At 62.4% G+C, this 19,832-nt stretch carries 19 protein-coding genes and 2 pseudogenes; 11 read left to right on the top strand and 10 right to left on the bottom strand.

All coding sequences use genetic code 11. From position 1 onward, the window contains the following. Positions 1 to 156 precede the first annotated feature (156 nt). Positions 157 to 1,491 carry a group II intron reverse transcriptase/maturase gene (gene ltrA / locus V5B44_RS10115; protein ID WP_332358919.1) on the bottom strand — a complete coding sequence of 445 codons (1,335 nt, stop codon included), beginning with the start codon at positions 1,489 to 1,491 and terminating at the stop codon, positions 157 to 159. A gap of 649 nt (positions 1,492 to 2,140) precedes the next feature. Between ltrA and V5B44_RS26630 the strand changes: the two genes are divergently transcribed. Beyond that, positions 2,141 to 2,506, top strand: coding sequence for a VOC family protein (locus V5B44_RS26630; protein ID WP_434735435.1), 366 nt, complete (start codon positions 2,141 to 2,143; stop codon positions 2,504 to 2,506). An 18-nt stretch (positions 2,507 to 2,524) separates the two neighbouring features. On the opposite strand, the pseudogene V5B44_RS10110 reads toward V5B44_RS26630, so the two are convergent. Then, positions 2,525 to 2,971, bottom strand: a pseudogene (locus V5B44_RS10110) (transposase); the annotation flags it as partial. Positions 2,972 to 3,101: 130 nt separating this feature from the next. Between V5B44_RS10110 and V5B44_RS10105 the strand changes: the two are divergent. The 6 genes from V5B44_RS10105 to V5B44_RS10080 all read left to right on the top strand — a co-directional run bounded on the left by V5B44_RS10105 (position 3,102) and on the right by V5B44_RS10080 (position 5,516). Then, on the top strand, positions 3,102 to 3,716 hold the full coding sequence (locus V5B44_RS10105; protein WP_332358918.1) for a cold shock and DUF1294 domain-containing protein: 615 nt from the start codon (positions 3,102 to 3,104) through the stop codon (positions 3,714 to 3,716). A gap of 144 nt (positions 3,717 to 3,860) precedes the next feature. Next, the gene (locus tag V5B44_RS10100) at positions 3,861 to 4,268 is read left to right on the top strand and encodes a hypothetical protein (RefSeq protein ID WP_332358917.1); all 408 of its coding nucleotides are present in this window, start codon (positions 3,861 to 3,863) and stop codon (positions 4,266 to 4,268) included. 105 nt (positions 4,269 to 4,373) lie between these two features. Then, positions 4,374 to 4,448: a hypothetical protein gene (locus tag V5B44_RS10095; RefSeq protein ID WP_332359110.1), complete on the top strand. Its 75-nt coding sequence runs from the start codon at positions 4,374 to 4,376 to the stop codon at positions 4,446 to 4,448. Next, positions 4,445 to 4,759: a DUF2442 domain-containing protein gene (locus V5B44_RS10090; protein WP_332358916.1), complete on the top strand. Its 315-nt coding sequence runs from the start codon at positions 4,445 to 4,447 to the stop codon at positions 4,757 to 4,759. The genes V5B44_RS10095 and V5B44_RS10090 overlap by 4 nt, the downstream gene beginning before the upstream one ends. After that, complete coding sequence (locus tag V5B44_RS10085) at positions 4,720 to 4,929, top strand: hypothetical protein (protein WP_332359122.1); 210 nt, start codon at positions 4,720 to 4,722, stop codon at positions 4,927 to 4,929. The genes V5B44_RS10090 and V5B44_RS10085 overlap by 40 nt, the downstream gene beginning before the upstream one ends. Further along, on the top strand, positions 4,875 to 5,516 hold the full coding sequence (locus V5B44_RS10080) for an FMN-binding negative transcriptional regulator (protein ID WP_332358915.1): 642 nt from the start codon (positions 4,875 to 4,877) through the stop codon (positions 5,514 to 5,516). The genes V5B44_RS10085 and V5B44_RS10080 overlap by 55 nt, the downstream gene beginning before the upstream one ends. 32 nt (positions 5,517 to 5,548) lie before the next feature. Here the strand turns inward: V5B44_RS10080 and V5B44_RS10075 are convergent, their stop codons facing one another. Continuing rightward, positions 5,549 to 5,710, bottom strand: a complete 162-nt coding sequence (locus tag V5B44_RS10075; RefSeq protein ID WP_332358914.1) for a hypothetical protein — start codon at positions 5,708 to 5,710, stop codon at positions 5,549 to 5,551. A 499-nt stretch (positions 5,711 to 6,209) separates the two neighbouring features. Then, positions 6,210 to 6,536, bottom strand: a pseudogene (locus tag V5B44_RS10070) (3'-5' exonuclease); the annotation flags it as partial. Between the two features lie 1,329 nt (positions 6,537 to 7,865). Between V5B44_RS10070 and V5B44_RS10065 the strand changes: the two are divergent. Then, entirely contained in the window at positions 7,866 to 8,864 is a 999-nt protein-coding gene (locus tag V5B44_RS10065; RefSeq protein ID WP_332358913.1) for a ParB/Srx family N-terminal domain-containing protein, read from the top strand. A 208-nt stretch (positions 8,865 to 9,072) separates the two neighbouring features. Here the strand turns inward: V5B44_RS10065 and V5B44_RS10060 are convergent, their stop codons facing one another. From V5B44_RS10060 to V5B44_RS10035, 6 genes are all read right to left on the bottom strand, one after another. Beyond that, positions 9,073 to 10,425 (bottom strand): IS701 family transposase, encoded by a 1,353-nt coding sequence (locus V5B44_RS10060; RefSeq protein WP_332357861.1) that lies wholly within the window; start codon positions 10,423 to 10,425, stop codon positions 9,073 to 9,075. A gap of 231 nt (positions 10,426 to 10,656) precedes the next feature. Beyond that, entirely contained in the window at positions 10,657 to 11,802 is a 1,146-nt protein-coding gene (locus V5B44_RS10055) for an acyl-CoA dehydrogenase family protein (RefSeq protein WP_332359109.1), read from the bottom strand. Between the two features lie 468 nt (positions 11,803 to 12,270). Beyond that, positions 12,271 to 13,458 (bottom strand): lipid-transfer protein, encoded by a 1,188-nt coding sequence (locus tag V5B44_RS10050; RefSeq protein ID WP_332359108.1) that lies wholly within the window; start codon positions 13,456 to 13,458, stop codon positions 12,271 to 12,273. Positions 13,459 to 13,990: 532 nt separating this feature from the next. Further along, the gene (locus tag V5B44_RS10045; RefSeq protein ID WP_332358912.1) at positions 13,991 to 15,505 is read right to left on the bottom strand and encodes a GH3 family domain-containing protein; all 1,515 of its coding nucleotides are present in this window, start codon (positions 15,503 to 15,505) and stop codon (positions 13,991 to 13,993) included. Further along, a complete protein-coding gene (locus V5B44_RS10040; RefSeq protein WP_332358911.1) occupies positions 15,502 to 16,119 on the bottom strand; it encodes an acyl transferase in 618 nt (205 codons plus the stop codon). The genes V5B44_RS10045 and V5B44_RS10040 overlap by 4 nt, the downstream gene beginning before the upstream one ends. Continuing rightward, positions 16,116 to 17,129: an aromatic ring-hydroxylating dioxygenase subunit alpha gene (locus V5B44_RS10035; protein ID WP_332358910.1), complete on the bottom strand. Its 1,014-nt coding sequence runs from the start codon at positions 17,127 to 17,129 to the stop codon at positions 16,116 to 16,118. The genes V5B44_RS10040 and V5B44_RS10035 overlap by 4 nt, the downstream gene beginning before the upstream one ends. Positions 17,130 to 17,519: 390 nt before the next feature. On the opposite strand from V5B44_RS10035, the gene V5B44_RS10030 reads away from it, so the two are divergent. The 3 genes from V5B44_RS10030 to V5B44_RS10020 all read left to right on the top strand — a co-directional run bounded on the left by V5B44_RS10030 (position 17,520) and on the right by V5B44_RS10020 (position 19,822). Next, positions 17,520 to 17,654: a hypothetical protein gene (locus tag V5B44_RS10030; RefSeq protein WP_332358909.1), complete on the top strand. Its 135-nt coding sequence runs from the start codon at positions 17,520 to 17,522 to the stop codon at positions 17,652 to 17,654. Positions 17,655 to 17,685: 31 nt separating this feature from the next. After that, the gene (locus V5B44_RS10025) at positions 17,686 to 19,233 is read left to right on the top strand and encodes a phage tail sheath family protein (RefSeq protein ID WP_332358908.1); all 1,548 of its coding nucleotides are present in this window, start codon (positions 17,686 to 17,688) and stop codon (positions 19,231 to 19,233) included. A gap of 79 nt (positions 19,234 to 19,312) precedes the next feature. Then, the gene (locus tag V5B44_RS10020; RefSeq protein WP_332358907.1) at positions 19,313 to 19,822 is read left to right on the top strand and encodes a phage tail protein; all 510 of its coding nucleotides are present in this window, start codon (positions 19,313 to 19,315) and stop codon (positions 19,820 to 19,822) included. Positions 19,823 to 19,832 lie beyond the last annotated feature (10 nt).

The following is a 19,832-nucleotide window of genomic DNA, read 5'->3' as shown; positions in this document are numbered from 1 at the left end:
AGTAGAGAACAGACTTGTCATTCTTTAGGCATAACCTAGCTGTTACCGCCCCTTTCGTCTGGCGGTGCCTCAATAGCCTTGCCATAGTTTGCGTCGCCTGCCCTCCCTCATCAAACCGTGCATGCGATTTGCCCGCACACGGCTTTCCGATGTTCTTCACACCGAGGCATGCGCCGTGTTCCAGCCTGCCGTCATCGGGACTTTGTACAGCCCATAGTTCGCATAGAGCTTCTGACGCGGAAACCGTAATAGCGCGGTCCCCCGATCACTGATCTTGTAACGGTTCATCAGGTGCGTCCGCAGACGTTCTTCCGCCTGCGTTTTCACCTTGCCGAGCACCTTGCTGGAATTCCGGTAGTGGAAATAGGCTACCCACCCGCGAAGGCTGGCATTCATATTCCTCACCACGTCACCCAGCGGCACTGGCGTGAGCCGTCGATCCGTCTGTTGCTTGATACGTTCCTTGATTTTCGCAAGCGATTTTGGCGCCGGGCAGACATGCGGATAACTTTTGCCCGACTTCCAACTCTTGCTCACCCTGATTGCAAATCCCAGGAAGTTGAAGCTTTCCTTCCGGGCATCAATGATGCGGGTCTTGGTCTCGTTTAACGTGAGTTCAAGTCGATCCAGCACTCGCCGCACCGTGGCGAGGGGCGCGTCAACTTCGCCCCCGCACAGCACGACAAAATCGTCCGCATAGCGAACGATCCGCGCCTTCAATTTCCAGCAGAGTTGATGCCTGTCCCAGATCCGATCCAGCAGATGCAGGTAGCAGTTCGACAACAGCGGTGAAATCACACCCCCTTGCGGAGTGCCTTTGCTGTTGGCTTTGCCACCGCCGACATGCTTCCGTGTGCCGTCCGCGTCCTCACCAATGACCGGCGCTTTGAGCCATAGCTTGATGACGTGCAAAATCGCACCATCAACAATGCGCTCGGCCACCACGGCCAGCAGTTTGGCATGCGGAATGCTGTCAAAGTATTTCGACAGATCGGCATCGATGACTTCCGTGTAGCCGCGATAAAGCGCTTCGGCAATTGCATCGACCGCATCGTGGGCCGATTTCTTCGGCCTGAACCCGTAAGAGTTCGGACAGAAGTCGGCTTCAAATATCGGTTCGATGACGAGCTTGACGGCCATCTGGGCAACACGGTCACGGATCGTCGGTATCCCCAGCGGACGCAGGCTGCCGTCCGCTTTAGGGATCATGACGCGCTGTACCGGACTGGGGTGGTAGGTCTTTTCTTTCAGGTCTTGGGCCAGCTCCGACAAAAACGCGTCTATCCCTGTCGTCTGCTCTATGGCCTCGAAGCTGATCCCATCGACACCGGGACTTCCCTTGTTGGCGCGGACAAGGCGGTAGGCATGATTGAGGATGTCTGCTCGCCAGACCTTGTCATATAGCGCATAGAAGCGATAGGCCGGTTCCTGCTTGGCCTTGGTGTAGAGCTTCCTCTGTAGTGGCCTGATCATTTCAGGGGTGGTTAGCATGACGCAATCCCCTTCTCCTTCACTCTTCGGTTGCATGAACAAAGTAGGGTCCCTTCCCTCGTCCGGGGTTGTGTTGTCCCGCGAACTCCAGCAGTACTATGAACCCCTCCGACTCCCGCTACGGTCTGCGGCGCTTTCGTTTCCTTATACGCTTCAGTCGGTGGTCTCCCCACCACCGTAACGGGTCTCCCGTGCTGCACGGTATTTCCTCCACAACATGCCACCCCTGCTACCCCGGGAGTCGATGGACGCCACTTCCGTTATTCCAGCGTCCTTCCAGCGGCCTTCCCCTTCAGGATACAGGGTCGGCTTCCCCATTTAGTGTGACGAGGCTACGTCTAGGTTCACTTGCGTTGCGGCCTGCTGCTTTGCCCTGGGAAACTTACGACCTCCGATTACTCGAACGCCGCTTCCCGGTGCTAGAAAGGCGTACGGACAACTCCTTTCACGGGACTTTAACCCGCTGGATATACCGCCGATCACGGCGAACAGCCAGGCCCCTTTTTCTTTCTTCGCCCATGCGGGGCGCACACTCTGCGGCCCACTGGACGCTGCGCGATAAAGCCGCGCAGCGCCGGTGACTTGTACGTTCGGCGACACGACGGGCCCCGCAGATGCAATTGCGTCCGGACTCGTGCCTGAAGTCGAAATGACCAGCCCGAAGTTTCGTTCGGTCTCACCAATCCTCGCCGTCGCGAGCGTCGATGGGGCGATTTCTTTCTACGAGTCAGTCCTGGGCTTTCGGCTCGGTTGGAAGTGGGGTGACCCAACGTCGGTCGCGTCGGTCTGTCGAGACGAAGTCGAGCTGATGTTTGAGTTGGCACCAGAGGCGGCCGCCGTGGTTCCCGCCAAGATGTACGTCGTGATTTCTGGCTTGGAGCAGTATTACGGCGAGATCGTTACGGCTGGCGCCAAAGTCATCTACCCGCTTGCGGTTCGCGACTACGGTATGAAAGACTGTCGAATCGTTGATCCAGATGGGAACGAGATATCGTTCGGTGAGCCGGTTGGCTAAATGGTACCTCGCGTAGAGTTGGACCGGGGTGAGGCCCATCCAGGCCGCCACCTGGCGGTTGTTCTTGAAGTCGTGTCCGCCGCCGATGCTGGCCAAAAGCGCGCTGGCGCCGATCGGGCCAATGCCCGGGCGTTTCATCAGGCGTTTGCTGCGCGCGTCGTCCCGGGCCGCTTTGGCGATGATGCGGTCGTACTCGTCGATGCGCAGATCGAGCCCATCGGCGTGGGCCAGCGGGTCGCCGATGCACCGGTTGGCGTAGCCTGGCAGGTCTTCAAGATGCGCCCCTATCTCCCGACGCAGGCAGGCGGCCTGTTGCGGCAGGATGATGCCCAACTCACTGATCAGTTCCGCAAGTTTGTCGCGAGCCACTTTTGGCTTGACCAGTACCGCCTTGCCGCTGTCATCAACGCCATGCACGGCAAAGACGTTCTTCGCCAGATCGATTCCGACAGTGATAATAGTCATCGACTTCCCCTTTCGTGGTCTTGATTTGATCGATAACTCTCATCATGGCACTCGTTGCCGTTTGCGGCTTCCGCCGCAGCCTCGGGACGGGGAAGTCCCTTTCATTCGTTAGCTCTCATACCCACTTGCCATGCGCTACCAAGGTCGTATCACCAAATGGACGGATGACAAAGGCTTCGGCTTCATCACACCCAATGGTGGTGGGGAGAAAGTCTTCGTACACATCAGCTCCTTTTCCAATCGCCAGCGCCGACCGGAAGGAAACGAACTCGTAACCTACGAACTCAAAACTGACGGTAAGGGCCGAGCGCAGGCGAATACCGTTGCGTTTGTCGGTGAAAAGCCCACTCGGTCGACCCCGCCCGGTCGCAGCAACATCCCCCCGCTATTTGCCGTTTGCTTTCTGGCATTTGTTGTTGGGGCAGTTATCGCCGGTCGCCTCCCGGTTGTCGTTCTTGCGCTCTACCTTGTTGCAAGTCTCGTGGCCTTCTTCGCTTACGCCTTCGACAAGTCAGCCGCCTTGAGAAATCAATGGCGAACACAAGAAAGCACGTTGCACTTATTCGCTCTTCTCGGTGGGTGGCCCGGCGCCTTGGCGGCACAGCGGCTGCTTCGGCACAAGTCGGCGAAGGCTTCCTTTCAAGCTACCTTTTGGGCCACCGTTGTGCTCAACTGCGGAGCACTCGGCTGGTTGTTTTCGCCCTCTGGCGCAAGAACGCTTCAGTCTGTACTGGGTGCCGCGTGAGGGCTAATCATCGCTTCGAGGGGACGGCCTGCAAGCTGCGCTTGCAGGTACCCTCCGCCCCTCAGGCTAAACGTCGGGCGGCGAAGCGAAGGCGTGGCAGCACGAAAGCTTCAGTGTTGACTCGGAGTGTGCCATCAGCATCCGATGGGCAAATTCATGAATGATCGCGTCAGACTAGCTAAGTACCTGTTCTCCCTTGAGGCGGCTCTAGGGATTCTGAGCATTGGAGGCGCCGCGCTTTTCGGAGCTGCCTACTCGTCCAAGAGCATGTGGCTGGCATTCCCTCTCATATTCGTGCCATTTTCTGCGTTGTGGGCGTTGTTCTGCTACGGGGCCTACAAAGGCCTCACCAGCCCAAATGTGTTCAGCAATCTTGTGTTCTGGCTGTTTGTCGTGGGGCATTTGTTTGCCTTTCCCATCGGCACTGCAATTTCCGGCGCATGCATCTGGCTGTGGCGCGACCTGTCACCACGTTCAAACGGCCGCCGAGGCACCGTCGTCGCCGAACAACGCGTTCCAGCCGACGGGCCCGCGACTGAACGCGGACCTTAGGCGCATGGCGTCCCAGGGATAGTCCGAAGGCCCACTGTCTCGCGTGTCGGAGCGTATCGGTTTTTCTTCTAAGCCAGTGATCGAGATGAGCCCGAGCATATCCACGTGGCGCGTGAAGAGAGCATCGCCAAGTTCTGGCTCGACCCGGTTCGTCTTCAAAGCAGTGGAGGCTTGGAATGAGTATTTCCGCGATTGACATCCAGATTCCCCTCGCCCAAGCCGTGAGGGTCACTCAGGATTCTTTGCACGTCGATCTTGCTGACGGGCGGACGATCTCTGTTCCGCTCGCATGGTACCCGCGCCTGCTGCATGCCACGGCTGATGAACAAAAAAGGTGGCGGTTAATTGGAATGGATCGAGGCATCCACTGGGAGGCTATTGACGAAGACATTAGTGTGGAAGGTCTGTTGGCGGGAAGAGCCTCTGGAGAGAGTCAGACCTCGTTGAAGAAATGGTTGAACTCACGATCATCGGGCCTGACCGGCGCTTAGAGCGGATCGGCCGCAAGCGGCCCGAAAAAACCTCGCCGCTTGCGGCCGATCCGCTCAAGCTTGACGTCAAGCCTGATGACACTCTTTGCCTTCCGGGGCATGTGAAGGAAACGGTATGTATGTGCCTGAGCACTTTGAAGAAACGCGCGTGGAAGAGCTTCACCGCGTGATTGGGGAGCACCCGCTTGGGGTACTTGTACTGGATGGGCCAAACGGCCTTGACGCTCATCATCTGCCCTTCGAGTTGAACCCCAATGCCGGCGCGCGCGGGCATCTGCTCGCTCACGTCGCGCGCGCCAATCCCCTGTGGCAGGAGGCGAAGGATGGCGATGAAGTTCTGGTGGTCTTTCGTGCCGCAAATGCCTATATCTCGCCCAACTGGTACCCGAGCAAGCATGAGTTTCACCGGCAAGTGCCAACCTGGAACTACCAGGCCGTCCACGCCCACGGGAGGATCAGGATTCGCGATGACGAGAGATTCCTGCGTGGTGTCGTGGCACGCCTCACCCGGGTGAATGAGGCGCGCACCGGGTCCGACAAACCCTGGAGAATGTCCGATTCCTCGAAGGAGTACATCGATCAGATGTTGACAGCCATTGTCGGCATCGAGATCGAGATTGCCAAGCTGATCGGCAAGTGGAAGCTCAGCCAGAACCGGGAGGAGCGAGATCGCATCAATGCGGCCGAGGAGTTACGCAAACGTGGCGAGCAGGTCACGTCCGCAGCCATGCTGGACACTCTGCTCAACAGGCACTGATGCCGCCCCGCGCGAGGCCGTCGCCGCTGCCTTCAGCGTGAGGTGAATTGCCTGTACCCTCTCCTGGACGCCACCCGTGTCTGCCAGTGCTGGCGATAGGCGCCGGCGTTGGCTTCGATCCACGCGAGGGCACGGAACTCCCGCTCCTCGAGCGGAAAGCGCTCCAGGTACGCCTCGATTACGGCAAGCTGCATGTGAAGAAAGTTCGTGTCCGAAGAATCCGGATGCGACAAGCTACCTGCCGGGCTGGAAAAGGACCAGGGCGCAGGGTCATCTGATGTATCCATGCTTTACTCCCACCGAGGCGAGTGGCCGTTGCTGCGGCAGGCCCGAAAACGCACTGGCGACCGCCGTCTGATCGCGGCTCCTGAATGGACGATTGCTCTGACCTGCACGAGTTTGTGCCGCGAGGATAGTTACAAACAGATTTAACTAAACCCGCTAACTTCATGTACGGTCGAACTATTGTTGTCCACCTTGCCGGGGAGTTGTCAACCCCGATCGGCAACCGGCAGCGATTTTTTGTGGTCACCGATGCAAAACCGAGACACTCACCAGACGCAAGCTGTCGGCGCTGCCGACCGCACGGCGCCCGCGTCCGCGCCATCGCTCGGTCGCCCTCCTCCCCCGGTCACACGCCCGACCAAGGAGACGTCCCCCGCGAAAAAATTGCCTCCCGAGAGCGAAGGGTGCGGCACAGAAGGCATGGAACCTGGGCAGGCCAGCGTCGATGCTCGGCTGGCCAGCCAGCAGTTCGCGCGTAAGGCCGTGCACCTCGATCGATCCCGGTGAAAGGCGTACCGGTGGCTTGACCAGTTGGTCGAAGCACTCGTACCGCAGGAGGCGGCGGTTGACGATTCGCGTCGCGCCGATCTGGATGATCTCGTCGCCTTGGGATGGGTGCAGACCGGTCGTCTCGGTATCGAAAACCGTGTAAGCGAGTTCGCTGAGTGGCCGGTCATCGAGTTCATGACTGCTGGCCGACCAACCAAACAGATCAAAATCGTAGAACTCCGGACGCTCTCCCGCCGTTGCTGCGATCATCGGCAAGGGGAGATTCCCGACGCGGTGTCAGGCGACCGGTTTCCGGTTCCTCCGGGTTCTGGGTTGACTCCCAGGGCGCGCTGGATCGCTATCAGCCCGGGCTCGGTGGCGGTGGCCTTGCGGACATGCAGCGTACCGCCATCACGCTGGCGGAAGGTCGTCGTCATCCGGCGCTGAACTTAGAGCGCCTCGCGCCTGGTCGCCCAACTGTCGTGAATGCCCGCCACTTTCTGCTTAATGCGAAGGAACTGCACGCAGTGGTAAGTCCGCACGACAATGAACAGACGGCCGTCGGCGCGGTCTTCCTTGCGATGAAAGACGGGCGGCAAGCCGGTTCGCTCTTGACTGCGCAATCACGATGCCGATGTCCGAGCGGCGTCAGCATCAAGCGGACGCCGCCGCCGGGACCCGGCTTGTTGCTCTCGCAGACGTGGGTTTCGGCGTCGATTTCATGCAGGCGCCAGAGCAGGAAGGCCGGGCCAGCGCACTACCCCAGCAACATGATTTGAATGCATCCCGCCGCACGCCCACCGTCCGGCCCCACAGGAACATCGCGGACCTTCATGGCTTCGTTGTCTCACCTGCGCAGCAAGTCAGCATCGAGGCTCACTGCGTTCCTTTGTTGGCTAATGCCAACATTGCCGAGGGTACCCGACCTGACTCTGGCGGTTGAGGGCAGTTGCCCTTGCACTGGCTCGCGTACAGGGTGAAGGCGGCGTTGAAAGGGTGGGCGCGTTGCTTGAAGGGGCCTTTGGCGAGGCCCTGGTGAACGGCGGCTGGGGTCATGAAGCCGATGCCGGAAAGGCGATGGCTGCCGTTGTACCGAGGGAAGGAGCGCTGGCAGTGGGCACGGGCCTCTTCGATGCAGCCGAAGCGGGCGCGACAGTCGGGACGATACTTCAGGGTCTTGCACTGGGCTTCCGAGAGCGGGTTGTCGCCGCAGAAATAGGGTGGGCCGGGATTTGGCGACCGTGAGGTCCATCAGCAGTTCGGCGAAGGTCCTGGAGCGGATGCTGGTGTGGCGATCGGCGTGCAGGGTCAGCGCTCCCGGCTGGATCCCCTGTCTGGCGATGGTCTCGGCAATCAACTGCTCTGCGAGTGATGCGCTCTCGCGTGCGGTGACGATCGCACCGCCTGTAGAGCGCGTCGGCCGGACTTATCCGCCCGTACCGCCGCGCGCCCGCGACGTCCATAAGAATCTTCGATTGACTGCGTTGCCAGCGCTATGGATACTCCAAGCGGTGCGGTTGAAATGCACATTCGTATCATTTTTGTTCTTTATCGAGGTCAACAAGGAGGGATGGCATGCGCACGATCACTACGATGCTATTGGGATTGCTGATGACGGGCCTGGCGGCGACGGCCGGCGCCAGTGGTGGCAGGGGCGGCTGGGAGAAGAGGATTCCCGAGTGCGGCAAGAACACCAAGGCCGTCAAACTTGTCGATTATGACGAAGACACAAGTGCGGGCGGCGACAAACCGATCAAGATCGTCACCTTCAAGGAAAAGAAGAAAAAAGGATGCTGGATCGACGTGAACGACCTTCACCCGACTCAGTCGGCAGTGGGAATGGGCGCCGTGGCGTGCAAGTCGGGCAAAATCAAGCGCAAGGCCGACGAGGGGAAGCTGAACGACTGGTTGCTCGAGGATAATCGCTGGGTTCCCCTGGTACGAGGTCCGGGCGGCAAGTTCTACCTGACCGACCATCACCACCTGTCGACCGCAGTCCTCAATGCCGACATCCCCGACAAGCAGAAAAGGCTGTACGCGTACTTGCTCAAGGATTGGTCCCACATGAAGGCGGAAGTCTTCTGGGAAAACATGAAAACGGAGAACCTGACCTGGTTGAAGAATCCGGACGGACAGCCGATCACGCCGAAGGAGCTGCCGGCGACTATCGACAAGCTGCAGGACGACCCGCTGCGCACGCTCTCGGCCTGGGTGCGGAGCAGTTGCGGTTATGTCAAGTGCAATCCGCCCGGCGTCACCGATGATGACGCCGCGGAAACCTGCGCGGGACGACTCTCGGATGTTGACTGCGCCAGCGCCTTCTTCGTCGAGTTCAAGTGGGCGGCGCACCATGCCACTGTTCCGGCAGTCAAGTCGGCTCTCGCCGAGGGTGCTTCCTGTTCGCAGCAGGCCCCATTGAACCAGGAATGCCTCGATCGCCAGCGTGAAAAGCTGGCCAGGGTACTCCCAGCGGCGATGACGGCGGCGGCGTCGCCGGAAGCGAAGGACTCAGTCGGCACCGGGGCCGGCTTCAATCCGAAGCCGCAGCAGGGTGTTGTGCCTCCCTGCGAATGATTGACAGCAGGTTGCGTCTTGACGCCGCAGCCTCTCGTGCATCGATTCCCTGGCTTGTGCCTCGCGTCCAAGTCAGGGAAATGGTCACACTCAACACGCGCCCACTCCGATCGCGTCTTTAAGGAAGCTGTGGCAGCGCTTGGCGACTTCTTCGTCCAACTCGCCTTTCAGAATTCGCACGACTAATTCTACTTTGTCAGATTGTCTTTCAATCTAATGCTGAGAGCATGGCGGCTTGCTTTCTGTAGGCGGATTCCATGGCTTTGTGCCGCCGTCGATGCCTATCGATGATGGATGCCGCGAGGTCTTCGTCGGTGACGATCTTGGTAGGCAGCCGATGGCGCATGATCTCTATCAAGTCACGGCAGGAGAGCAGTTCAGCCGTCTCGCGATGGGCCAGGCGCTCCTTGGCCAGGAACATGGTGGCGATCATGACCAGGGCCATGTGATGGTGCCACGCCTGCCAGCGGCGGACCTGATACTCGGCCATGCCGCAGGCGCTCTTGGCCTCTCGGAAGGACTGCTCGACGAAATGGCGCGCTCCCTGCATTTCCGCCAAGCGGCGCAAAGACGCCCTGGGCTTGGCATTGGACAGGCCGAATTTGAGTTTCGTCCCATCGAGTTCCCGTCGTACCAGGAGATGCCAACGGCTCGCCAACGGCGCCTCGCCGTCCCAGACCCACACCCGCTGGGTGAGATAGTCGGCCATCACCTCGCCCTTCTCGCCGTCACGGATCGACAGACGCCCCCAGGCGGATGCCGACTGCGTGGCTGCCCACGCGGCCACCGTCATGGGCACCGCCGTGGTCCGCAGCCGACGGGGCGCTCGACCCTTCGACGAACGACGAGCCGCCACCGCGGGTGCGGGATCCTGGAGATAGATCGCCTGATCCGAATGCACCTCAGCGAAGAAGATCTCTCCCTCGACATCCAGTTCCCCGAGCAGCCAGGGCAAGTGCCCGTAGCCGCCATCAAAGGCGACGAAAGAGAAGTGCAAGCCTTCCCGCCTCAGGCGAATTACCATGTCCAGAGCGATCTCGCCCTTGGTGCGGAACGTCTGCGCCTCCTCAGGCACCCCCACCGCCTCGCAACGTGTCGTATCTTTGGCCCACTTCTCCGGCAGATACAAGTCGGCATCCACCACGCTTGCTACGCCATCGCGCGTCACCGCCGCGAAGACGCCCACCTGACAGTTATCGACCTTCCCCAAGCGACCGTTCCACTGCCGCGCCACGCCCGCGGACATGTTTCCCTTCTTCCCGAACGCGCTCTCGTCCAGGAGTAGAGCGCTGGGATAGCCGAAGTGGGCGTTGGCATCGACCACCAGTTGCCGACGCACCGCGCGCCGATCCCAATTGGATTCGCTAAGCATATGATGCAGTGGCTGATAGCGGCTGTCGGATACGGTTTCCGCCATGCACTCCAGGTTACGGCGCGAACTCTGGAACAGCCCGTGCAGATACCGGCGCGCGGTGTCTTCTACCGAACGGGTCCGGCTTCGAAAGCAATGGAGATAGGGCGCGAAGTGCGAATCGAAGTGCTCGAGTGCCGAAGCGACCAGCGAAGATATGCTATCGACGTAATGGAGTTGACATTGTCATTTACAACTCCATGAATAGATTAAACAATCACGACGTATGGCATTCTAGCACATGACAAACGCAGATCACAGGAAGGCGAATACGAATCTGACAAAGTAGAACTAAAGTGGACCCCGAAAGGAAGTCAGACGAAGCCCCTCGTGCCAGGAGACCCGAAGCAGGTGGTCTACGGAGAGAAGGGATGCCATCGGTCACGGCAGCTGCCGCGCGATCAGCTCCTTCATGATTTCGTTGCTGCCGCCGTAGATGCGCGCCACCCGCGCATCCGCCCAGGCGCGGGCGATCGGGTATTCCCACATATAGCCGTAGCCCCCATGCAACTGCAGGCAGGCGTCGAGAACCTTGCTTTGCAGCTCGGTGCACCAGTACTTGGCCATCGACGCGGCCGTCGCGTCCAGTTCGCCCTTGATGTGCAGCTCGATGCAACGATCGACAAACACCCGTGCAATCTGCACCTCGGTCATGGCTTCCGCCAGCGTGAAGCGGGTGTTCTGAAAGTTCATGATCTCCTGGCCGAAGGCTTTGCGCTCTCGGCAGTAGCGGCTGGCCCAGCCGATTGCAGCCTCCGCCTGCGCGACGGCGCTGATGGCAATCTGCAGGCGTTCCCACGGGAGTTCCTGCATCAGATACGCAAAACCCAGGTTTTCGTCACCGAGAAGGTTTCCCACCGGCACACGCACATCATCGAAAAAAAGCTCGCCGGTGTCCTGCGCCTTCATGCCGATCTTCTTCAGTCGTTTGCCCTTCGTAAAGCCCGGCATCGTCGTATCGACCACCAGGAGGCTTATGCCCTTGGCGCCCTTCCCCGGGTCAGTCTTTGCCACGACGATTACCAGGTCACAGAGCGAGCCGTTGGTGATGAAGGTTTTCGAACCGCTGAGGACATAGTGCCCGCCATCGCGCACGGCCGTCGCACGGATGCCCTGCAGGTCGGAGCCGGCGGCCGGTTCGGTCATCGCGATGGCGCCGATCATTTCACCGCGAGCCATTGCCGGCAGGTACTGGCGCTTGAGGGCCTCGCTCCCGTAATGCAGGAGGTAGGGAGCAACGATTTCGGAGTGCAGCAACAGGCCGATCAGATTCTGCACGGCGTTGCGCGCGGGTTGCTCGAACAGCACGACACTGTAGCGCTTGTCGGCGCCGGCGCCACCGTACTCTTCGGGCATGGATGAACAGAGGAAGCCGGCAGCACCGGCCTTCAACCACAATTCACGATCGATGAAGCCTTGCTCCTCGTAGCGCTCATAGTGCGGCGCCACCTCGAGCGCTATGAAACGGTCGAGCGATTCGGCAAACTGGAAGTGCTCTTCAGCAAAGAGCGTACGTGGGATGGACATCGAGCACCCTACCCTGTCAAAGACGGAAGCCGCCGCAGACCGGCAGTTCGCCGGCGATGCAATCAGCTTCGGGACAGCATAGCACAGCATCACGATCGCCCCCGCAGCCTCTTCCGACGGTCCGCCGCGCCGGAGCGGCACCATGGCCTCCATCTGCTTGAGCCGACCGGGATGGACGCCGGCCTTGATCTGCCTGCCCCTGATATCCAGCGCAGCATCGCCGCCAGCAACGGCGTTTGTCACGCACGGATCGATCAGGCCCGTCGTTCACACTGGCCCGGCAGCGACCCGATTCCTTGGCCAGCGCCCGGCCAATACCGCAACCGGAACCGCTGGCGATGACCGCTTTTCCTTCGCGCTTTCGGTTTTCCTTTTCCGTTCGGGTCAGATGCATTCAACCGGGGAACCGCCGCGCCCGAGGGGCAGGGCCCGGCCGCAACCCCGCCAACGGCCGGCCCAAGCGGCCGCTCAATCGGCCCGCTGGTAAAGGGTCACGACACAGGCGCCGCCAAGGCCGAGGTTGTGCTGCAAGGCCAGTCTGGCATTGGCTACCTGACGCTCGCCGGCTTCTCCCCGAAGTTGCTCGACCAGCTCCGCACACTGGGCAAGGCCCGTGGCACCCAGCGGGTGCCCCTTGCACAGCAGACCGCCCGAAGGGTTGACCACCAGGCGGCCGCCGTACGTGTTGTCGCCATCGGCGACGAACTTCTCGGCGCCGCCCTCCGGACACAGGCGCAGCGCTTCATAGCTGAGGACCTCGTTCTGCGCAAAACAGTCGTGCAGTTCGACAACATCGAGATCCCCGGGTCCTATCCCGGCCTGCTGGTAGACCAGGTCGGCCGCCTCGCGGCTCATGTCGGCGCCGACCAGCGCGATCATGCTGCGTTTGTCGAAGGTTCCCGGGCGGTCGGTGGTCATTGCCTGCGCGGCGATGAAAACCCGCCGGTCGAGATTCCTCGTTTCGGCAAAGCCTTGCGAGACGAGAATTGCTGCCGCGGCACCACAGGTCGGCGGGCAGGCCATCAGCCGCGTCATACCCGCCTCCGCACAGATCAGCGGCGCAGCCATGACCTCCTCTTCACTCACCACCTTGCGCAGCAGCGCGGTCGGATTGTGCGCCGCATGGCGGCTCGCCTTGGCCCGCACCCGTGCAAAGACGTTCGCACCGACTTGGTAGCGCTCCATGTACTCCTTGCCGGCGCCACCGAAGTAGCGGAGCGCCAGCGGCACCGGATAGGGAGCAATCTCGTCGCAGAGCGTGTCGAAACGGGCAAAAGGCGACGGCCGGTCGCGCCAGTGCTCGGTCAGCGCACCCGGCTGCATTTGCTCGAAACCGAGCGCCAGCACGCAATCCACTGCGCCCGACTCGACCAGCTGACGCGCCAGGAAAAGAGCCGTCGATCCGGTCGAACAGTTGTTGTTGACGTTCACGATCGGAATGCCGGTCATGCCGACACCGTACAGCGCCCGTTGCCCCGAGGTCGAATCGCCATAGACGTAGCCGACGATTGCCTGCTGCACTGCCTGATAGCTCAATCCGGCATTCTCCAGCGCCTTTCGGGTAGCTGCCGCGGCCATCACGTCGTACGGGTCGGTCGCACCCGGCTTGCCAAAGGGCACCGTGCCCACCCCCGCCACAAACGCCTTGCCTTGCATCACGCTTTGCTCCCTTTAGCAGTACCTGGTGTCTGAAGGACGGTCGCTGCTCCTGTTCGGTTCCATCGCAATGGCCTACCGGAGGAGGCCTCTCGATCCGGTCGGGCAGGCCCGCCAAATGGTCATCGAAGAAGCCCAAGACCGAGCCGGCAACGACCGTCTACCTTTGCCCTGCCCACGGCGTCCCCGCAAGTCTGCGACTTCAATGGCTCACTACAGTCCGTCGCGACTCCGGCGCCAAGCGTGTCTTGCTGGTGCCAGAAGGGGCACCGGAGCGAAAGCGGCGCCGACATCCCGCGAAAAGCCCCAGGGTCAAGGAGTCTGCGCAAAGTATCTCCGTCCCGGACTACCGCCGTCAAGCTTCCGCTGCGCATGGAAAGCCGTAGAACCGGGGTCCTGCTCCAAACCAACAGCCAGTACTGAACCACAAAGCCCCCCTTCAGGCGAAGAGGTCTTGAAGCGTCGACGTGCCGGCGCAACCAACGGCATCGTCGCCAAGCTGACAGTGAAACAAGCCCCGCTGCGCGCGAATCTACGCCGTCAGCCGCTGGCCAAGGCCGCGGTATATCTGCCTGGCAACGAGCAGCGACGGGATCAGCGCACGATCCTTGATGTCGCCGGCCTTCATGCCTGACACGATCAGCGCCGCATGCACGCAGCGCCGCATGTCCGGCCGCACCACGACCTCGAGTGCGTCGAGTTGAGCGAGCAGGCGCGCCTCACGATAGCGGAAAGCCTGCCCCAGCCCTTCTTCCAGCAGCCGCGGGAGTTCGGGATTCGGATCGTCGGTCAGCAGGCAGTAACGTGGCCGTCCAGCTTCTGGCAGCAGCGGCAGCAAGGTGCAGAAGGCATCGGCGCGGACGCTGCCGGCGATCAGACGAGCAACGAAAGGCTCGCCGAGCTTCTCGCCAACGAGGTCCGAGACGGCGTCGGCACGGCCGGCGAATTCGAGCAGCGGCGTGCCCCGATGGCGCCCGCTGACCCGCACCCGATCGCCCAGGCGGTAGCGCAGCAGGCCACCCGCCTGGGTGACGAGCAGTCCGTAGTCCGCACCATCTTCGGCATCTTCGAGCAGATGCAGGCGGCCGTCGTCGTCCTCGAGTTCGAGAAAGACCTCGTCGATCAACGGCAGGTTGCCGCCCGCCTGAACCAGTGGCACGGTAATCGGCGCTTCGGTGGCGAGCAGGCCCTTGCCTTGCAGCCTGGCCTGCGGCAGATAGCCCGCGAGTCTTCGGGCCGGCGCCGCGGCCGCCTCGGCAGTCCAGCAGGAAACGAGTTGCAGCGCGGGCCAGACCTCCTGCCAGCACAGCGGGTCGGCAGACAGCAACCTTCGCCGATCGACCGGCAGTGCCGGCAACAGCCGTTCGCGATGGCTTTCGAAGTGCTCGAGCAGGATCAGCAGATAGCTCGGATTCCAGACCGACACGACCTCCAGATCGTGCGCAGCGACCAGCGCACACGCCAGGGCATCGCGAAACGCCACCGGCTCCCGCAGTCGCGGCGGCGTGACAATGAAACGCCCGAGCAGCAGGCGCAAGGCGCCGCCGAGATATTCGCGGTCGTCGTCGAAGGCGTCCGCGTCCACCAGCGGCGGCGACACGCTCATGAACGTTCGCCCCGAGCGAAGCCGCAGCGCGCGCGTCAGCAAGTCGTGCGCCCAGATCGCAAAAGCACTACGAAAAGCGCCGAGCAGGGCGTCGTTGTAGGGAATACGCTTGATCGTGCCCGAACTGCCGGAGGTCGGCTCGTAGCAGCGCGTGCGACCCGGTGACAGCGCCGCTGTGTCACCGCTGCGCTGCGCCTCGATCCACGGCTCGATGGCGGCGTAGTCGATGACCGGCACTTTCGCCCGGAAGGCGTCGAGGCGGTCGTCGGCCCGCAGACCCAGCGACCTCGCGTACCCGGTCGCGCTCCCCGCCCGCAGGATCCGGGCCAGCGTCGTGCGCTGCGTCATCGCCACATCGTCGAGCGCCAGCGCGAAACGCCACGCGCGCGGCGCGCACCAGGCGCGCAGGAGCGGCGCGGCGACCGCCCCGGACAGGTTCACGGCGAGTTCCGGATGCGGCGGCCGACGCCCACGTCGGTCCGCACCGGCAGCACCGCACCGTCTTCGATGCGCACTCCCGGCCCCAGCCGCGAACCGGCCCCGAGCAGGACGCCGTCGCCGATACGGATTCGCCGGACGTAGAGCACCAGACCTACGTCACGACGTTTGACGAGGTGCGCGTAGCAAGCGACGCGGTGCCCGAAAACGACGCCATCGCCGACCTCGAGCAGGCTGCGGTCAGTGATTTCGACTAGTGGCGTCCAGTAGACCCCGCGACCGACGCGGCTGCCCCACAGCCGCAGCCACCGGCTGTAGAGACCCGGCACCAGGCGCAGCGCCGCTTCGAGTGCCGGCAAGGCGGTGTACATCAACTGGCACTGGTGTCCTCCCCACCACGGCGCATAGCGCGGCTCGTCGATACGCGAGGCTCCCTCGACCAGCGGCCACAGTGCGCCATGCAGTCGAAAGGTCGCAACCGGCACCAGGTAGAGCACGGCGAGCAGAGCCATAACGCTGACCACACCCGGTGCGCTGACCAGATAGAGAACGCTGGCGCCCGACCCGGCGAGCCACGCCAAGGGGAACAGAGCGAAGAGCCGCGCGCGCAGGGTCATACGCGGAACTCGATCTCGTGTTCGACCGTCGGCAATCGGCACGGGTCATCGCCACGGGCGATGGCGTCGCGTAGCGAGTCCACCAGGCGATGGATCAGGTCTGCCGGGGTATCGCGAAACTGGGCGCCGTAGCGCCCGATGTTCTCCGCCTGACGCGCAAGAATCGCTATGTCCTGGTCGATGATGCGCTGGCCGTGGCGACGCACGAACGGCGCCACCAGCGCGTTCCAGACGCCGAAGCGATAGGTCAGGTCGGTGTACACCAGCGTTTCGCGATCATCGACCGGCACTGCCTGCGAAGTGATGATGAACACCCGGGTGCCGATTTCATAGACCACGCTGGTGACGTTCGGCACATGAAAACTGTCGCGGTGGCAAATCTCATGACCCTGCGGATTGAGGAACCAGCGATAGCGGCCGAGATTGTCGCGCTCGTTGCGATAGCTGACCTGCACCGCACCGTTTGCTCGCCTGACCGTCGCCGCCAGCGGCTCGCCACGCGTTGAGCGGAAGAGGCCCTGGTGCACGAAGGCCGTGTGCGGGATGTCGATGAAGTTCTCGACACAGTTGGCGACGCTATTGGCAAAACGGTTCTGCAGCCGCAGGGTCCGCCAGCCGGCCTCGCCGTAGTGCGGCATCGGGAACGGCACGATCCCGGCTACCGCGTCGCGCTTTGCGCGCACGTAGACGAAGCCGTCCTGCTCGATCACCGGGTAGGGCGGCGAGCAGTGCGCCGGCAGATCGCAGCTGGTCAGCGACGGAATCGCCACCACCCGCCCCTCGCCGTCGTAGCGCCAGCCGTGGTAGGGGCACGACAGCAAGCCGGCACGCACGATGCCCGCCGACAGCGGCGCATTGCGGTGCAGGCAACGGTCGCGCAACACCGTCGGCGCGCCGTCCTCGCCGCGGAAACACACCAGCCACTCGTCGAGCACACGCCGTGCGAGCGGCCGAACCGGCGTCAACTCGCGCGACTCCGCCACGACATACCAGTAGTCATCAAAGGGCATCGGGTCAGTCTACCAGAGACCTCGCGGCAGCATCCTGGCAAACAGACCACTGGTTCCCTGTCGGCAGCTGTGGTCTGCATTCAACCAGCTGTTGCCACCGACTTCCCGAGCCCGCCATAAACAAACGCAATTGACGCTGGTAACCCGGCTGTATATATTTCTTCCAAGTGCCGTTAAATCATCTCTCCCAACCATGATTCCGGCACAGGCATCAGGTGCAGGGCTGCAGCAAGGCACCGCGGTGATCGGCAGCAGTGGTCTGACTGGCCAGCCCTGACAGGGGACGTTAGACAGGGCCGGCCCGTGAGAGACAGATGCCCCTCACCGCCGGCCGAAGAAGCAGTCTGCCGAGCGAACGACGCCTGAGCCCTGGCGAGAGGAGACGAAGCAATGCCAGACCTCGAACTCGACATCAAGATGATTCTGTTCGGCGGTTCGCAAAGGACCATCGAACCGCGCAGAACCGCCGCTACCACCCAACGTGCCCGTGTGCAGATCGTGATCGGCCGCGACGCAACGCCCTGAACCCATTACCCACTTCAGCGAGGGACACACCATGGCCAGTTACCTGCATCCCGGCGTCTATATCGAGGAACTTCCGAGTGGTTCGCGACCGATCGAAGGCGTCGGCACCTCCACCGCCTGTTTCATCGGCTACGTTACCCGCGGCCCGGTCGGCGAGCCGACCCTGATCAGCAGCTTCGACGACTATCAGCGCAGCTTCGGTGGTCTGCGCGAAGACAACGGCAGCAACCGTGGCGACGACATGGGACATGCGGTCAGCGCCTTCTTCCTCAATGGCGGTGGCAAGGCGTACATCGTGCGGGCGGTCGCCACCGGCAGCGCGGCCGCCGCGTCCGGCGCTGTCCGCGACCTCGCCGACACCACCGATCTGCTCGAGATCGACGCCGCCAACCCCGGCACCTGGGCTGACGGCCTGGTCGTCCGCATCACGCCGCGTACCCTCGGTGCCACGACCACCTTCACCCTCTCAATTGGTACCCTGGATGGGGCAAACTTCGTCGCCCAGGAGAGCTTTTCCGACCTCGTTCCAGAGCCCGGCACGCCGACCGAGATGGTCAGCGTCGTCAACTCGGCTTCGACCCTCATCCACCTGACGCTGCCGGCTGGCGGCGCCGCCGCCCTGCGCACCCGTCTGGAAGCGGCGACGCCGGTGTCGATCACCCTGGGCACTGGCGGCGACGGCAATCGCCCGGCGCTCGCCGACTACCAGGCGATCCTCACCCCCCTGCTCAAGGTGCGCGACATCAGCATCCTGCTGCTTCCCGGCATCTTCTGGGGAACCGCCGCCAACCAGGCGATCATCAATGCGGCAATCGCGCATTGCGAAGACATCCGTAACCGCATGCTCATTGTCGACCCCGAACCCGGCAACGAACTGAGCAGCGAAACCGAAGTGAATGCGCTCGGCCTGCCGACCTCCACCTACAGCGTCACCTACTATCCCTGGGTGCGTATCGCCAACCCCTTCTACAATCCCGATTCCAACCCCGCCGCCGCGCGCACCCTGCTCGCCTCGCCGGCGGCGATGGCTGCCGGCCTGTGGGCCAAGACCGACGGTCGCCGCGGCGTCTGGAAGGCACCGGCAGGAATCGAGTTCCCGCTGCTCGGTGCCGCCTCGCTCGAATACGTGGTCGAGGATCCGGAGCAGGATTTCCTCAACCCGGCCGGCGTCAATGCCATCCGCCGCCTGCCCGGCTTCGGACCGGTGGTATGGGGCACCCGCACCCGCTCGACACGGGCCAACCCCGAATGGCGCTACGTGCCGGTCCGACGGACGGCGATCTTCATCGAGGAGAGCATCTACAACGGTATCCAGTGGGCCGTCTTCGAGCCGAACGACCACCGCCTGTGGGCCTCGCTGCGAGCCAACATCGAGAGCTTCCTGAACGGGCTGTTCCGGGTCGGCGCCTTCCAGGGCGAGAAGTCAAGTGATGCCTACTTTGTTCGCTGTGGCCTCGGGCAAACCATGACCCAGGGCGACATCGACCGCGGCCAGGTGATCGCGCTTATCGGCTTCGCGCCACTCAAGCCTGCCGAGTTCGTGATCGTCCGCATCCAGCAGAAGGTCGCCCAGGAGTAATCGTCGCAACGACATTCCGCACGGCGGGAGACCCCCCGCCATGCCGGCTCCGGCCGGCCACAGCTAAGGAGATACGCAGATGGCTGCCCCAATGTTTCCGGTAAATACGCACCGCCACGACCCCTACCGCACCTTCAAGTTCCAGATCCTGGTCGACGGCCGACCGGTCGCCGGTCTCAAGAAGATGAGCGCCCTCAAGCGCAAGACCGAACCCGTCAAGTGGCGCGCTGCAGGCGACCCGAGCACCGAACGCATCCTGCCCGGTGGTACCAGCTACGAGGCCATCACTCTCGAACAGGGCCTGTCGCACGACCCGGTGTTCGAGAACTGGGCCAACCTGGTGAACAACTTTGGCGGCGATGCGGCGATGTCGCTGAAGAACTTCCGCAAAGACATCATCATCAATGTGCTCAACCTCCAGGGCCAGGTCGCGATCTCCTACAAGGTCTTCCGCGCCTGGGTTTCGGAGTATCAGGCGCTGCCCGACTTCGACGCCGGCACGATGAACGCCGTCGGCATCCAGAGCATCGTGCTGCAGCACGAGGGCTGGCAGCGCGATGCCGCGGTCGCGGAGCCGGCCGAGACCTGAGACAGAAACC

It is taken from the genome of Candidatus Accumulibacter necessarius, from assembly GCF_036625085.1.
The sequence above is the reverse complement of the archived record's forward strand: the minus strand, read 5'-3'. Positions and strand labels throughout refer to the sequence as shown.